This window comes from Microvirga sp. VF16 (assembly GCF_016864375.1).
In the GTDB taxonomy this organism is placed as follows: Bacteria; Pseudomonadota; Alphaproteobacteria; order Rhizobiales; family Beijerinckiaceae; genus Microvirga.
Window position 1 is genome coordinate 395,974 of record NZ_CP069354.1, and the last position, 14,851, is coordinate 410,824.

Genomic DNA, 14,851 nt, shown 5'->3' on the forward strand with positions numbered 1-14,851 from the left:
CGAAAAGGGGCGTGTTCCGATGCCTATGCTGCGGCCGCATGCAGCGGACGGGATGGAGCGTCGGCCGTAATCGCCGGCGTCATCATGCGTCCGCGGTTGATCAGGGCGACGACGTTAGACGCGAGCGTCAGTGCGGCGCGATCCGACCGTCCGCGCTGCAGACCATGCACGTAGAGCCGCATCAGTTCGACGGTAACATAGTGGAACGCGACCTCCGATCCGCGGGCGAGCTTCATCCGCCGCGAGGCCGTCATGAGCTTTTCGAGATACAGGGACTGCTCGGCCTGTGGCTCTGCCAAGAAGCCGCTCAAGCCATCGAATGTGGTCTCGAAGTGATCCCACAGGAGAGCAAGATTCTTGGCGGATTTGTCCTGCTGCTCCGGTGCAAGCGCCCGAAATTCGGCTAGGAGGTTCCAAATCGGATCAGCATTGAGCGCTTCCTCTTCAGCACTGGCGAGTGGAATGAACGGCAATAGCGCTCGTGTGTGTGAGAGCAGGGCGGGGCGCAGTGCATCCCAGCTGGCAAACGCCTTTGGAAGAACGATCAGGGCAGTGGCGAGAACGGTCTGATCGAGCACGACACCGGCGCGCTCAAGCGCGGGACGCGCCGCCAGCCTGCACGTCTCGATGAACTGCCATCGCAGATGGCACAGCCTGTAGAACTGCTCGAGTTTCTCAAAAAGTCGGTCTTGCGGTTCATGATCGATCGACCAGGGGAAGGTGAAGTCACTTCGAGGCTGAGGCGGGCTGCTCATGAGGCTGATGATCCGATCCGCAAATCGCTTCCAACACGGCTCAGCTCATACAGGGGCAATCCAGGCAACTTTGAGGCTCTTGCCGCCCATCGGATCAGTTCATTTCAGCTCAGGCGTATTTTTCTCCGCGACATGGGTTTATGGGCAGGAAATAGGTCGATGATCTTATGTTTATGGCTTCACGATGCGCACGCGCTGGGGCGCCCTTGAACCTTGGCCTGTGATGCTTAAGTCCTGAAAGTCCCCGATCCGGGCCCCTCTGACGCGAGCCGTGCCGGCCCTCGCGTGATGTCGGATCTTTCCCGATCCGATGCCGGCGCAGAGGTGAGAATGCTTCAAGACCTATTGGCATTCGTCGTCAGCGTGCTGATCGTCGATCCACTCCAGGCGGAGATGAGGGACCGCCTGGCCCAGATCCGAGCGCCTCAGGCCATCATTGCCGACGTGCGTACCTGCGCCGAAACCTCTCTGCCGAAGCTCGCCGATCGCGCCATGGCCGAGCCGCTTTGGGTCGTCACAACCGCCCTGAACGTCTGGACCGGCAACACCGCTCCCGAGGAGGTCCTCGGCGGCACATCGGCGGAGTGTAACGCCGCCATCAAAGCGGCGAGGGTCTATCTGGAGAGCCGCGGGGCGTAATCTCGTACCGCGGCGGCGGCCCTTCGGGTCCGCACGATGCGCCAGGGGTGGGCCGCTTGCAGGCCCACCGACCGGAGTTCTGGTGCTTCTGTCAGTTGCGCGACATGTCCAGGGGCGGCTCGACACCCTCGCGCAGCGGGCTCACATACGGGGTTTCCCGCGTTCTCTCCGCAAGATCGGCCTTGGCGGCGGCAATCAGGGATGGATCGGTGATCGCGGCCATGCCGGTTGCGGCCATGGCCTTGGCAACATGCACCATCGCTTTGTGCGCGGCCGGCATCTTGCCTTGGGCGACGATCTGCCATGTGTGGAACGGCGTGCCGATCGCCACCGTCGGAGCGTGCGCCTGGATGGTGGGCACGACCCAGCTCACGTCGCCGATATCGGTCGAGCCGATCATGGGTTTGCGCGGCGAGTCGAGAGGCGTCAGGAAATCGGCGAGAGGCGCATCGGTCTTCGGCTGGCCGATGGCTCGGTAGACGGATGCGATCTCCTGTTCCGATAGCGTTGCGCGGATCTTGCGCGCAAAGTCACGATCAGCGTCGTCGAAGGGAGGCGCCCCGAGCTCCTCCATGGCATTGTGAAGGGCATGCTCGAGCGGGGTGTTGCCAAGCGTGTTCGAGACGGCGCTGACGATGCGCATCTCGACGCTGGTTTCCGTCATGAGTGCGGCTCCCTGCGCGATCTTGTGCACGCGCTCGATCAGGTCGAGCATGCCGGGCAGGTCCATGGCGCGGATCGAATAGCGCACGCGGGCATAGGCCTGCACCACGTTCGGCGCGATGCCGCCCGTATCGAGCAGGGCATAATGCACACGTGCATCAGACGGCATATGCTCGCGCATATAGTTCACGCCCACATTCATCAGCTCGACGGCATCGAGTGCGCTGCGTCCCAGATGAGGAGCTGCGGCGGCATGGGACGCGCGCCCCCTAAAGGAGAAGTCGGCGCGCGTGTTGGCCAGCGACAATGCCGGCGCGACCTCCCAGAAACTGTAGGGATGCCATGAGATCGCGATATCGGCATCGTCGAAGGCACCGGCGCGCACCATGAAAGCCTTGGCCGCGCCCCCTTCCTCGGCCGGGCAGCCATAATACCGGACGCGACCTGGAATGCCCTTCTCCGCAAGCCAGTTCTTCAAGGCGACGGCGGCAAGCATGGCACCCGACCCGAGGAGATTGTGCCCGCATCCATGCCCGTGGCCGCCGGGCTCGATGGGCCGATGCTCCGCAACACCGGATTCCTGGCTCAGCCCTGGAAGGGCATCGTACTCGCCCAGGAAAGCGATGACCGGGCCGCCTTCACCCGCTTCGCCGATGACCGCGGTCGGGATACCGGCAACACCCTCGGTGACGCGAAAGCCCTGGTGGCGTAACTCCGCGGCATGCTCGGCCGCCGAGCGGACTTCGGTGTAGCAGACCTCCGGCATTCCCCAGATCCGGTCGCTCAAGGCAATGAGGCGGCTCTTTGCAGCATCCACATGCTGCCAGATCTCATTTCGAACGTTCATGTCTTGCTCCGAGGTCAATCGTAGATGGTTATTGAATCGAGGTCGATTTACAAAGCGCCCGCTTCTGCGGTGACCAGTTCTTCAGCCGGTGGAATGCGTCCCTCGAACCAATAGGTGGCAGCTGCACGCGACATGGCGGCACCGTCATGGCCCACGCCTTCGACGCGGATGAGCTTCCAATGGAAGGGAAGCCCGAGACGTTCGGCTTCGCGGCGAGCGAAATCGTAGACGAACTGCGCGCGCGCATAACGATGCGGTCCCTGTCTCAAGGCTTCGGCCTGGGCCGGCAGGTTGGGATCGTCGGTGCTGATATCCTGATCGCCTGCGAAGATGTGCATCGGATAAGCGAGCCAGCGCGCGAGACTGGCCTTGTCGAGGCTGAGGCTGCCGAGTCCTTCCGGGAAGTCGCGTTCCAGCGTCGGCAGGGTGTACCAGCCTGGATTTCCTGCGATGACGGCCTCGAAGGATCCATGATCCTGGGTCGCGAGCATCCGGTGTGCGAATTGTCCGCCGGCCGAATGACCGAAGAGCCGTGCCTTCGAGCGGCGCGTCACGCCGCTCTTCCGCAGGGCAGCAAAGACGCGGGCCGGGACGGCATAGAGCCATTTTTCGAAAGGACGCAGGCTTCCGCCGTCCTCGACGACCAGGCCGTTATTGTACGATTCCGGGCCGGGAAAGCGCGTGTCGGAAAAGGTCGGTGCCGCGATCAGGATACGGTGCTTTTCCGCGGCGGGAATCCAGAAGTCCCGATATTCGTCGCCGTTGCGGAGCATGCCGTGCTGGACGATGACGACCGGATCGTCGGGACCATGATCGGCCGGGCGAAAAAAGTTGATCTCCAGCGGTCTGTCGGGGTGATGCGGATCGGTGAAGGGAAGCGTGCTACGGCCGATCTCAGGGGTAAGCGTGGTCGTCGTCATGCGTTGTCCGAATGGTGCAAATGGCAGGCCGCGCTGCGTCCGGGAGCGATCTCTTTCAGGACCGGGCGGACTTCACGGCATTGCGCCATGGCGTGCTCGCAGCGGGGGTGAAACGGGCAGCCGCTGGGCGGTGCCAGAGGGGAAGGCAGCTCGCCCCTGAGCGGCTGGAACGCACGCTTGCGCCGTGCCGTCGAGGGGCTCGCCGCAATGAGTGCCGCGCTGTAGGGATGAGCCGGCTTGGCGAAGATGGCGGAGGCCGGCCCGATCTCGACAATGCGTCCGAGATACATGATCGCGACGCGATCACTGATATGCCGGACGACTCCAAGGTCGTGGCTGACGAACAGATAGGTCAGCCCGTGCTTCTCGCGAATATCCATGAACAGGTTGATGACCTGTGCCTGGATTGAGACGTCGAGTGCGGAGACTGGCTCGTCGCAAACCAGAAAGTCGGGTTTCACCGCAAGCGCGCGGGCAATGCCGATGCGCTGGCGCTGTCCCCCGGAGAACTGGTGCGGGTAACGATTCTTGTAGGCAAGGTCGAGGCCGACTTCGGTCAGAGACCTGTCGACCGCCGCGTCGATCTCGCTCTTCGGCAGCAGGCCATGAACCTGCAGGGCCTCTCCGATGATGTTGCGGACCTGCATGCGTGGATTGAGCGAAGCATAGGGGTCCTGAAAGACCATCTGGATCTTGAGCAGATAATCGAGCCGTTCCTTGCCGCGAAGTTCGGCAACGCGCCGTCCCTCGTAAACGATGTCTCCGGCGCTGGGCTTGGTGATGCCTGTCGCAACCCGTGCAAGCGTGGACTTGCCGCAGCCGGATTCGCCGACAAGGCCCAGGACCTCTCCCTTTTTCACGCTGAGATCGACACCATCGACCGCTTTCAAAACGGGCGGCGGCGGAGCATTTCCGGTTGCGACGAGGATGCGCTGCGCAAACGTCGACTTGCCGTGGAAATGCTTCTTGACGCCACGCAGTTCGAAGAAGGGTTCGGTCATGGGGCGTGGCTCTCAGGCACGGGATTGTGGCAACGATAGCTGTGCCCGTTGCTCGTGACCTGTGACGGGGGGGCGATCTCCGCGCAGAGGGGCAGAGCGCGCTCGCACCGCGGACGGAACGGGCATCCGCTCGGGCGGGCGTCGATGCTGGGCGCAGCTCCATTGATCTGCTTCAGCCGCTCGCCGGGAGCGACCGTTGTGGCCGAGGAGCCGAGCAGGCCGACCGTGTAAGGATGGCGGGGTCGGTCGAGGACGTCGTCGACGGTTCCTGTCTCGACGATCCGCCCGGCATACATGACGGCGACACGGTCGGCGAGCTCCGCGACGACGGCGAGATCATGGGTGATCCAGAGAACCGCCGTGCCCGTCTCGCGGCTGAGCTTTTGGACTTCGAACAGGATCTGGCTCTGGATCGTCACGTCGAGTGCCGTCGTCGGCTCGTCGGCGATGATCAGATCGGGCGCGTTCAGGAGCGCGGTTGCAATCGCCACGCGCTGGCGCATGCCGCCCGAGAACTCGTGCGGATACTGCTTCAGGCGCGCATCCGGAGAGGAAATGCCGACCCGCGACAAGGCGCGCGACGCTTCCTTCAGGGCCTCCTGCCTGCTGCAAGGGCGATGCTCCAGGATGGCTTCGCACATCTGCTCGCCGATGGTGAGGACAGGGTTGAGGGTCATCAGCGGATCCTGAAAGATCATCGCGATGCGGTCGCCCCGCAGATGGCGCAGACGCTCCTCGGAAGCCCGGCGCAAATCCTCTCCCTTGAACAGCACGTCGCCGGAAACGATCTCGCCCGGAGGATCGATCAGCTGGACCAGCGAGAAGCCGGTCACGGACTTACCGGAACCGGACTCGCCGACGAGACCCACGATCTCGCCAGGCTGCACGACGAGATCGACGCCATTGACGGCGGGCCAAGCGCCCGCGAGATCGTGAAACACGGTCTTCAGCCCGCGAACTTCGAGCAGAGGAGACGTCATGAGCCCCTCACGTTGAAGCTGCGGCGCAGGCGTTCGCCAACGAGATTGAGCGACATGATCAGCAGCACGAGAGCGATGCCCGGGAAGACGGCGATCCAATATTCTCCCGAGAGCAGGAACTCGAACCCATTGGCGATCAGCAGGCCCAACGAGGGCTGCGTCACCGGAACGCCGACACCGAGGAAAGAGAGGGTCGCCTCCAGGGTGATCGCGCCCGCGATGCTGATCGTCGACACGACGAGCACGGAGCCGATGGAGTTCGGGAGCAGATGGGCCAGCATGATATGGCGCGTCGGCAGGCCAAAATTGACGGCGGCCTCGATGTATTCCTTGCGCCGCTCGACGAGCGCAGCCGCGCGCATCAACCGTGCATACTGGGCCCATTGCACCAGGATGATCGCAATGATCACCTTGTCGACACCGCGCCCGATGGAGGCGAGCAGCACGAGGGCGATCAGGATCGAGGGGAAGCCGAGCATGAAATCGACGACGCGCATAATCGTGGCATCGATGGCGCCGCCGAATTGTGCCGCGACGAGCCCCGCGAAGATGCCAATGGCGAGCGCGCCGGCTGTGGATGTCAGGCCGACCAGCAGGCTGGTCCGAAGTCCGTACAGGATGGCGCTGAGCATGTCGCGGCCCTGCGCGTCGGTGCCGAGCCAGTAAGTGATGCCGGTCATTCCCTGAGAGCCGGGTTCAAGGCGATTGTCCATCACGCTCAGCGATGCGAGGTCATGCGGATTCTGGGGAGCGATGAACGGGGCAAGAACCGCAAGAAGCAGAAGAAACCCCAAGAGGACGACAGCACCGCGTGTCGTGGGGCGGCTCCTGATCCGGCGCAGGACCTTCTTGCGCAATGTGGTATCGGCATCGGCCGCCACGGTTGCCGCCATCGGGTTCGACAGGTTCATGCCATTTCTCCCGTCAGCTTCACGCGCGGATCGAGCGCCGCGTAGAGAATGTCGACGAGGAAGTTCACGGCGACGAAAAGCAAGGTTGCGAGCATGACGTAGGCGACGACGACAGGGCGGTCGAGGTGATAAATGCTGTCGATGAGAAGCTTGCCCATGCCCGGCCAGGCGAACACGGTCTCGGTGATCGTCGAGAAGGCGACGAGGCTGCCGAATTCCATGCCGGCCACCGTCACGACGGGAATCAGGATGTTGCGCAGCACATGCCGCCCGACGATGCGCTTGCTGCGCACGCCCTTGGCGCGGGCATATTTGACGTAGTCCTGTGTCATCGCTTCCGTCGTTCCCGCCGCGACGAGGCGGATCATCAGGGCCATGTTCGGAATGGCGAGGTTGAGCGTGGGCAGGGCGAGATGCTTCAGGCCGTCGAGCGTCAGCAGGCTCGTCTGAATGCCGAGAATGGAAACCGTTTCGCCCCGCCCCGCCGTCGGCAGCCAGCCGAGGAAAACGCTGAAGAGCAGGATGAGCATCATGCCCTTCCAGAAGCTCGGAAGGGAAAAGCCGAGGATCGTCCCGGCCATGATCGCGCGACTCGGGCGGCTCTCGGGGTTGAGGCCGGCGAGGAGACCGAGCGGAATGCCGACGACAGCCGCAAGGCTCATGGCCAGAAGAACGAGTTCGAAGGTGGCCGGCAATCGCGCCAGGATCAGATCGACGGCTGGAACGCCGTGGACGAAGGAGCGCCCGAGATCGCCTTTCAGAGCATTGCCCAGGAATCCAAAATATTGTTGCCAGACGGGCAGATCGAGCCCGAGGCGCCGGATCATCGCCGCACGTTCGGCGGCGCTGACCTGCGGAGGAACCAGGAGTTCAATCGGGTCTCCAATGCCGTAGACGGCAAGGAAAACCACGACCGAGACCGCGAGCAGAACCAGGACGCTCTGGATCAGGCGCTGCAAGATGTAGGCCGTCATGTCAAACGTTCCGATCTGCTCGCGATTTCGCTGATTGCTTGCTTACTTCGCGGGCTTGACCTGCATGGCCATCGTGAACTGGTCCGCGCGGCCGACATATTTCAGGTTCGCCTTATAGGCCCACACGGTGCTTTCGAAATGCAGCGGGATGAACGCGCCGCCTTCGAGAACCTTCGTTCCGGCCTGCTGGAGAATCTCCGAGCGCTTGCCGTCGTCGAGGGTGGCGATGGCCGTGCGGAGCAGCTTGTCGAATTCCGGATCCGAATAACCGCCATAGTTCGAGCCGCCGATGGTCTTCGCCTCGTCCGGTGTCGCGGGCCACTGGCGCAGGAAGGACGAAGCCTCGCCGCTCGTGGAACCCCAGCCGCCGATCGCCACGCTGAACTCCTTCTTGGCGCGGCGCGGGAAATAGAGGGCGCGGGCCATGGCGTCCACGTCGGAGCGGATGCCGACCTGAGTCAGGTATTGTGCGACGGCCTGCGTGATCTGGCTGTCGTTGATGTAACGGTCGTTGGTCGTCGAGAGCGTGATCAGGAAGCCGTTGGGATAGCCGGCCTCTGCCAGGAGCTTCTTCGCCGCGGCCGGATCGTAGGCAAGCTTCGGCGGATTGGGCAGCGCGCCGAACATGCCGGTGGGCAGGAACTGATAGGCAGGCTCCGCAGCGCCGTCCATGATACGCTTGATGATGGCGTCACGGTCGATGGCGAGCGACATCGCCTTGCGCACGCGCGGATCCTTCAGCGGGTTCTTGCCGTTATCGGCCTTCACGAAGGGGCTCGGTTCGCGCTCCACATCGAGCTGGAAGTAGATCACGCGTGTCGAGGGAGTGATCACGTGGCCGAAGCGCTTGTCGTCCTTGATGCGGGATATGTCACGCGCGGCCGGGTTCTCGATCACGTCGTAATCGCCGGCGAGCAGGCCTGCCAGGCGCGGACCGGCATTCGGAACCGGCACGAAGCTGACATTGGCCCAGGGTTCGGCCGGGCCCCAGTGCTTCTCGTTGCGCTCGAGCTCGATGCCCGTGCCCTTCACATAGCTCTTGAACTTGTACGGGCCGGTGCCGATGGCGAGTTTGCCGTCGTTGAAGTCACCGACGACCGGCCATGGTCCGGTGACGCCGCAGTTCTTGGCGGGATCGAAGCTCAGCTTGTCATGCGGGATGATGGATGAGCTCAGGATGGCGATGCTGGACAGGAAGTTCGGCAAAAGCGGATCCGGCGCCTTCGTGGTGATGACGAGGGTATGCGGATCAGGCGCCTCGACAGCCGTGAAGTTGCCCGTGATGTCGGCGAAGGAGCCTGCGATCGCCGTCTCGTTCTTCAGGGTCCGGCAGAAACTGAAGATCACGTCGTCGGCGGTGAAAGGCTTGCCATTGGAGAACGTCACTCCTTGGCGGAGCTTGAACGTCCAACGATTCTCGCCGTCGTTCTCCCAGGACGTCGCAAGGCTCGGCAGGACCTTCTGCTTCTCGTCCTGCTTGGTCAGGCTGTCGAAGATATGCGCAGCCAAGGCATTGTTCGGCGACAGATCGTGATAGTGTGGGTCGATTGCGGTCGGCTCCGAGCTGAGGGCGATCTTGAGGGACTGAGCCCAGGCAGGAGCGTTGAGCAGGCACGTGCCGGCGACTAAGGCGAATATGACAGGATTGCGCATTGGATTTCTCTCCGGTTCCCTTGTTACTGCCTTTTTGACAGATTTATTTTCGCGAATTAGAAATCATGAAAATTTTCTGACGTCAATCAGCAGGGAGCGCCCATGTCGCAAGTCCTGAAGCCGACGACGGATCTGGCCAACCGGATTGCGCACGTTTATCCCTCGCTCAGCGGTGCCCACCGGCGTGCGGCGGATTTCGTACTGCAAAACCCGCTTGAGACGGCGACGATGACGATCGAGGGATTCGCCGAGCGCTGCGGCGCTTCCACCGCGACGGTGACCCGGTTCGTTCGCGCTCTCGGTTACGGCGGTTACGGCGAGTTCCGGGCGGCGCTCTCCGCGGCGCTCCGGCTCGCCATGGCTCCCGTCGACAGCCTGGCCGATGCCCACAGCACGAAAAGCTCAGCATTCTCGACCTTCGTCACGGCCATCAAGGATCAGGCGGCCAATTTGGACGAGACCCTTGCCGCCATTGATGAGGAGACCTGTTCCCGGGCCATGGACGCCCTGTTGCGCGCCCGCCGGATCTTCATCGTCGGATCCGGAGCGAGCCACCATGTGGCGGCTCATCTCGAGGAGGGATTGACGCTCTATCTCGATGCGAACGTGATTTTCGCGTCGTCACGCGGCGGGCCCGAGAAAGCGATCCGGCACCTGATGACGGTCGGGGCCGACGATCTTGTCCTGGCCATCTCTCTCCCGCGCTATTCGCGCGGCACCGTCGATCTGGCGAAACTCGCCAAGAATCGCGGGGCAACGGTGCTGGCGTTGACGGATGCGCCAAGTTCGCCGCTCGTGCCCATCGCCGACATCACCTTCTTCGCCCCGGCGAGGAACCGGCTGCTGCCGAATTCGCCGACGGCGACCTTCGCGCTCGCCGATGCCATCGTCGCCGCCATCGCTCGCGAGCGGCCCGAAGCCGTCGAGGCCCTGAAGGAACTCAGCGAAAGCCTTCTCTGGACGTTTTATCAGTGACGACCGGATGAGGATGGGGACTTGGTGGAGCTGAGGGGATTCGAACCCCTGACCTCTGCAGTGCGATTGCAGCGCTCTCCCATCTGAGCTACAGCCCCGGTCGATTGAATCGAGCCAAGTGGCGCAAGTTTTAGGCTCCCCGGCTTTGGTCTGTCAATCGGCCGGCGACAGGCTGGCAACGGCATCCGGAGGGGAAGTGGCAGCCCGCCGAGGCGGTTATGGGTTGTTCAGCTTCGCTTCAATCGTTACATGAGCAAAGCCGATCCCTGACAGGTTCCTCATGCGCGCGCTCCTCAATGTTATCCTGCTGGCTTTGCAGCTCTATACCTATCTCATCGTCGCCTCGGCGATTCTGAGCTGGCTGGTGGCCTTCAATGTGGTCAACACCCGCAACGATTTCGTCCGCTCGATCTGGAATTTCCTGGATGCGGTGACGGAACCGGCCTTGAGGCCGATCCGGAAGCTCCTGCCCAATCTCGGCGGCGTCGATATTTCGCCCATCATCCTGATCCTGCTGATCATTTTCATTCAGAACCTGATCGTCGACTACTTGATGCCGATCGCGTTTTAAGGGGCTGAGGATTTGCCCTGGAGCATCCGCCCGGACGGCCTCGAGGTCCGGGTGCGCGTGACGCCCCGGGGCGGGCGGGATGCCATTGACGGCATCGAGACTCTCTCCGATGGCAGGCCGGTCTTGAAAGTCCGGGTCAGGGCGGTGCCGGAGGATGGGGCGGCCAACGAGGGTGTCCGACGCCTGCTCGCCAAGGCGCTCAAGGTTCCCGCCTCGGCGGTGAGCCTCGAGGCGGGCGCCACCGCCCGGCTGAAAACCTTTGCGATCTCCGGCGAGGGGCAAAAGCTTGCCGCTGCCCTCGCCGCACTGACAGGACGGACAGAGCCATGAGCGCCACGATCATCGACGGAAAAGCCTATGCCGAAGGCCTGCGTGGGCGCATTGCCCATGCGGTCAAGGCCCTGTCGGGACAGAGCGTCACGCCGGGCCTCGCGGTGGTCATCGTCGGTGAGGATCCGGCGAGCCAGCTTTATGTGAAGAACAAGGCGCGCCAGACCGTCGAGGTCGGCATGCGCTCCTTCGAACATAAGCTGCCCGCCTCCACCAGCGAGGTGGAGCTTCTCGATCTCGTCGCGCAGCTCAATGCTGATCCGGCGGTGGACGGCATTCTCGTGCAATTGCCGCTGCCGAAGCAGATCGATGCGCAGAAGGTGATCGAGGCCATCGATCCGGTGAAGGATGTGGATGGCTTCCATCCCATCAATGCTGGCCGGTTGATGACCGGCGTGCCCGGCCTCGTCTCCTGTACGCCCTTGGGCTGCCTGCTGCTGGCGCAATCGGTGCGGCGGGATCTCTCCGGCCTCAACGCGGTCGTGGTCGGGCGCTCCAACATCGTCGGCAAGCCCATGGCGCAGCTGCTCATCGCCCAGAGCTGCACGGTGACGGTGGCCCATTCGAAGACGAAGGATCTTCCGCAAGTCTGCCGCAGTGCGGACCTCCTCATCGCCGCCGTTGGCCGGCCCGAGATGGTGCGCGGCGATTGGGTCAAGCCCGGCGCCATCGTGATCGATGTGGGCATCAACCGGGTGCCGAACCCGGCCGCCGGCGAGGGCAAGACCAAGGTGGTCGGTGATGTGGCTTACGCGGAAGCGGCCGAAGTCGCTTCCGCCATCACGCCGGTGCCGGGCGGTGTCGGCCCCATGACCATCGCATGCCTTTTGCGCAACACGCTGGAGGCCGCCTGCCTGCGACGCGGCTTCACCATGCCGGCGGTGGATTTCGCCGCCTAATCAGTTCGCCGCGAAGCAGTAGAACAGGCCGGCGCCGCCGGTGCCGCGCAGGGCGTCCTGGCTGCAGCCGCCACGGCTCGCGTGCGACGAGTTCCAGGACTTGGCCGGCGGCGACTCGTCCAGGCCCCTACGGTCATGGTGGCCCATCATGGCCGCGCCCTCGGTGCCGCTCTTCGTCCAGTTGCCGCAGGTCATGTCCTGATTGCCCGCGAACGCGGTGCCATCGGGCTGCGAGCCGGTGAGGATGTCGTGCTGGTTCGGCTGGTCGCCGCCGCCCTTCACTATCTCGCCCTTCTCGGTGAGGGCCGTCTGCTTGGTGAGGTTGTTGCTGGCTCCGTGCAGGTCTGCCACGTCCTTCGCGACGACCGCACCCTTGGCGTTCTGCCACGGGCCGCGCCCGATGCGGTCCTTGGCATTGGTGGCCGTTCCGCCGCCCGTGCCTTGAGTCGACAGATAGGCGCGCCACATCTTGCCGCGAATGCCGGCGGCTTCGGCCAAAGTCTGGCAATGCCGGTCTGCGCCCTCGAGCCCGCCGAGATCCGCACCCTTGCCGGAGCCGACGCTGGTGACGAAGAACGTGGTCTCCTGGACACTTTGCGCCTGGGCGGCGCCGATGGGCGCCAGGGTCACAAGGCCGATGGCGGCGATAAGCGATAGGCGTTCCATTCCACGCATTGCTTCCTCCTTGATGGTGTCAGGCCGTCCTTGTTCGAGGCGGACGGCTCTACAGACAATCCCGTAAGGATCATCATTCCATCCTCACGGCGTTTTGAAGGCGGGCAGGCGTGAATTCCTAGAGCAATCCGTCACGCTTCTTTGCGCAAATGCTCCACAAGTTGGCGTGCGGACGGCGGCAGGTCTTTTAATGATCGAATGCAGAGCGTGAGGTCGCGGGCGGCCCAGGCATCTTCCAGTTCGACCGGGATGATGGCCGTGGTGCGGGCGGCGCGGCGGGCCGTAGTCTCTGGCACGATGCCGAGGCCGACACCGGCCTCCACCATGCGGCAGACGGCATCGAAGCTGCGCAGCTGCACCCGCAGGCGGATGGGCTTTCCGATGCGCGTCGCCTTGCCGGCAAGGAAGCGCTGGAGGGCGCTTGCGCGGTCGAGCCCGACGAAGTTGTGGTCCAGCACTTCCGCAAAGGGAATGCTCGCCTTGGAGGCGAGGGGATGGCCCTTCGGCACCACGAGGACGAAGCGGTCGCTGCGAAAGGGATAGGTCTCGAGCCGGCCCGTATCGACCGTGCCCGCCACGATGCCGAGATCGCCGACGCCTTCGGCGATCAGGCCCACGATCTCGTCGCTCAGTCGCTCCTCCAAGTCGATGGAGACATGGGGGTGCTCGGCGAGAAAGGCGCCGAGCGCCTCGGGCAGGAACTCGGTCAGCGCATTGGTGTTGGAGAGAATCCGGATTTGGCCGATGAGCCCGCCCGTGTAGGAGCCCAGGTCTTCCCGCAGGCATTCGGCCTGGGCTAACAGCGCACGAGCATGCTGGAGCAGGGTCCGGCCGGCGGGCGTGGGGGTGACACCCTGACGGTTGCGCAGGAGGAGGGGAGCGCCGAGAGACTTTTCCATGTTGCGGATGCGGGTGCTTGCCGCCGCCAGCGCCAGATGGGCCCGTTCGGCGCCATGGGTGATACTGCCGGCCTCGACCACATGCCGGAAGAGGCTCAAGTCCGTCAGATCGAATTGCATGAGGCTTCCTTCGTCATTCGCGAAGGTAGATAAGAATAATTAAAAATTGTGCAGTAAGCGAGCCTGGATCTATCTTCGCGGCTGACGAAGTGTGTCCTGATGTAGCCTTCTTGGGCCGAAGACACATTGCGGTGTTGCCGCGCATCAGATACGAGCCATTCCAAACTAAGGGCGACCGATCGTCGCCGACCAGGAGTGTATACCATGGCAGAGGCGAAAGTGGCCCCCAGGCCCCTGTCCCCGCATCTTCAGATTTATCGGTGGAGCTGGACGATGGCGATGTCCGTCGCCCACCGTCTCACAGGCCTTGCGCTCTATGGCGGCATCGCGCTTTTCGCCATCTGGCTCGTGGCCCTGGCCTCCGGGCCTTCGGCCTTTGACGCCGTGCAATGGTTCTTCGGCTCGCCCCTCGGCTACCTGATCCTCTTCGTCTATACCTGGATTCTGATGCACCACATGCTGGGCGGCGTGCGCCACCTCGTGTGGGATTTCGGCTACGGCATGGAGCCGGAGCAGCGCATCAACATGGCCCGCTTCACCCTCGTCGGCTCGGTCGCGCTCACGCTGGCGATCTGGATCGTCGCCTTCATCGCTTTCTAAAGGAGCAGGACCCATGGCCGACAACAGGGCTGATACCCGCGTTTCCATGCGCACCCCGCTCTCCCGCGTGAAGGGCCTCGGCCCCTCCGGGCATGGCGTCGAGCATTGGTGGATCCACCGCGTCACGGCGGTGTCGAACGTCCCGCTCGTCATCGCCTTCGTGATCATCATCGCGGCGCTGGCCGGCTCTCCCTCCTATCAGGAGGCGATCGCCGTCATCTCGCACCCGCTGATCGCGATCATCCTGATCCTCGCGGTCATCTCGGTCACGAACCACATGCGTCTCGGCATGCAGATCGTCATCGAGGATTACGTCCACGAGAAGGGTTGGAAGATCGTCGCCGTCATCGCGAACAATTTCTACGCCGTGATCATCGGGGTGGCCTGCCTCTACGCCATCCTCAAGGTCAGCCTCGGCCGCATCCTCGTTTAAGGAATT

The 14,851-nt window shown here is 63.4% G+C and carries 17 protein-coding genes and 1 tRNA gene; 7 read left to right on the top strand and 11 right to left on the bottom strand.

Annotated features, from left to right (window positions below; genetic code table 11):
- Positions 1-23: 23 nt before the first annotated feature.
- A complete protein-coding gene (locus tag JO965_RS01950) occupies positions 24-755 on the bottom strand; it encodes a hypothetical protein (RefSeq protein ID WP_203442043.1) in 732 nt (243 codons plus the stop codon).
- A 330-nt stretch (positions 756-1,085) separates the two neighbouring features.
- On the opposite strand from JO965_RS01950, the gene JO965_RS01955 reads away from it, so the two are divergent.
- Entirely contained in the window at positions 1,086-1,394 is a 309-nt protein-coding gene (locus tag JO965_RS01955) for a hypothetical protein (RefSeq protein WP_203442044.1), read from the top strand.
- Positions 1,395-1,485: 91 nt separating this feature from the next.
- Here the strand turns inward: JO965_RS01955 and JO965_RS01960 are convergent, their stop codons facing one another.
- From JO965_RS01960 to JO965_RS01990, 7 genes are read right to left on the bottom strand one after another with little or no spacing between them, the layout of a single operon-like run.
- On the bottom strand, positions 1,486-2,904 hold the full coding sequence (locus JO965_RS01960) for a M20 family metallopeptidase (protein WP_203442045.1): 1,419 nt from the start codon (positions 2,902-2,904) through the stop codon (positions 1,486-1,488).
- Positions 2,905-2,951: 47 nt separating this feature from the next.
- A complete protein-coding gene (locus JO965_RS01965) occupies positions 2,952-3,824 on the bottom strand; it encodes an alpha/beta hydrolase (protein ID WP_203442046.1) in 873 nt (290 codons plus the stop codon).
- On the bottom strand, positions 3,821-4,825 hold the full coding sequence (locus JO965_RS01970) for an ABC transporter ATP-binding protein (RefSeq protein ID WP_203442047.1): 1,005 nt from the start codon (positions 4,823-4,825) through the stop codon (positions 3,821-3,823). The genes JO965_RS01965 and JO965_RS01970 overlap by 4 nt, the downstream gene beginning before the upstream one ends.
- Positions 4,822-5,805, bottom strand: coding sequence for an ABC transporter ATP-binding protein (locus tag JO965_RS01975; RefSeq protein ID WP_203442048.1), 984 nt, complete (start codon positions 5,803-5,805; stop codon positions 4,822-4,824). Before JO965_RS01975 ends, JO965_RS01970 begins: the two co-directional genes overlap by 4 nt.
- On the bottom strand, positions 5,802-6,716 hold the full coding sequence (locus tag JO965_RS01980) for an ABC transporter permease (protein WP_246776712.1): 915 nt from the start codon (positions 6,714-6,716) through the stop codon (positions 5,802-5,804). The genes JO965_RS01975 and JO965_RS01980 overlap by 4 nt, the downstream gene beginning before the upstream one ends.
- Complete coding sequence (locus tag JO965_RS01985; protein WP_203442049.1) at positions 6,713-7,690, bottom strand: ABC transporter permease; 978 nt, start codon at positions 7,688-7,690, stop codon at positions 6,713-6,715. Before JO965_RS01985 ends, JO965_RS01980 begins: the two co-directional genes overlap by 4 nt.
- Before the next feature lie 42 nt (positions 7,691-7,732).
- Positions 7,733-9,343, bottom strand: a complete 1,611-nt coding sequence (locus JO965_RS01990) for an ABC transporter substrate-binding protein (protein ID WP_203442050.1) — start codon at positions 9,341-9,343, stop codon at positions 7,733-7,735.
- 102 nt (positions 9,344-9,445) lie between these two features.
- Here JO965_RS01990 and JO965_RS01995 point away from each other — a divergent pair, with 102 nt between their 5' ends.
- Positions 9,446-10,318 carry a MurR/RpiR family transcriptional regulator gene (locus JO965_RS01995; protein WP_203442051.1) on the top strand — a complete coding sequence of 291 codons (873 nt, stop codon included), beginning with the start codon at positions 9,446-9,448 and terminating at the stop codon, positions 10,316-10,318.
- A gap of 22 nt (positions 10,319-10,340) precedes the next feature.
- Here the strand turns inward: JO965_RS01995 and JO965_RS02000 are convergent.
- Positions 10,341-10,416: transfer RNA gene (locus tag JO965_RS02000), tRNA-Ala, on the bottom strand.
- A 182-nt stretch (positions 10,417-10,598) separates the two neighbouring features.
- Between JO965_RS02000 and JO965_RS02005 the strand changes: the two genes are divergently transcribed.
- The 3 genes from JO965_RS02005 to folD are packed head-to-tail and all read left to right on the top strand — an operon-like array spanning position 10,599 to position 12,118.
- Positions 10,599-10,889, top strand: a complete 291-nt coding sequence (locus JO965_RS02005; RefSeq protein WP_203442052.1) for a YggT family protein — start codon at positions 10,599-10,601, stop codon at positions 10,887-10,889.
- Positions 10,890-10,901: 12 nt separating this feature from the next.
- Complete coding sequence (locus JO965_RS02010) at positions 10,902-11,219, top strand: DUF167 family protein (RefSeq protein ID WP_203442053.1); 318 nt, start codon at positions 10,902-10,904, stop codon at positions 11,217-11,219.
- Complete coding sequence (folD, locus tag JO965_RS02015; RefSeq protein ID WP_203442054.1) at positions 11,216-12,118, top strand: bifunctional methylenetetrahydrofolate dehydrogenase/methenyltetrahydrofolate cyclohydrolase FolD; 903 nt, start codon at positions 11,216-11,218, stop codon at positions 12,116-12,118. The genes JO965_RS02010 and folD overlap by 4 nt, the downstream gene beginning before the upstream one ends.
- On the opposite strand, the gene JO965_RS02020 is transcribed toward folD, so the two are convergent.
- Together JO965_RS02020 and JO965_RS02025 are read right to left on the bottom strand one after the other, a co-directional pair.
- A complete protein-coding gene (locus JO965_RS02020) occupies positions 12,119-12,784 on the bottom strand; it encodes a hypothetical protein (protein ID WP_203442055.1) in 666 nt (221 codons plus the stop codon).
- A gap of 140 nt (positions 12,785-12,924) precedes the next feature.
- Positions 12,925-13,812, bottom strand: coding sequence for a LysR substrate-binding domain-containing protein (locus JO965_RS02025; protein WP_203442056.1), 888 nt, complete (start codon positions 13,810-13,812; stop codon positions 12,925-12,927).
- 204 nt (positions 13,813-14,016) lie between these two features.
- On the opposite strand from JO965_RS02025, the gene sdhC reads away from it, so the two are divergent.
- Positions 14,017-14,412, top strand: coding sequence for a succinate dehydrogenase, cytochrome b556 subunit (gene sdhC, locus JO965_RS02030; RefSeq protein ID WP_203442057.1), 396 nt, complete (start codon positions 14,017-14,019; stop codon positions 14,410-14,412).
- A gap of 13 nt (positions 14,413-14,425) precedes the next feature.
- Positions 14,426-14,845: a succinate dehydrogenase, hydrophobic membrane anchor protein gene (gene sdhD / locus JO965_RS02035; RefSeq protein ID WP_203442058.1), complete on the top strand. Its 420-nt coding sequence runs from the start codon at positions 14,426-14,428 to the stop codon at positions 14,843-14,845.
- Positions 14,846-14,851: the final 6 nt, after the last annotated feature.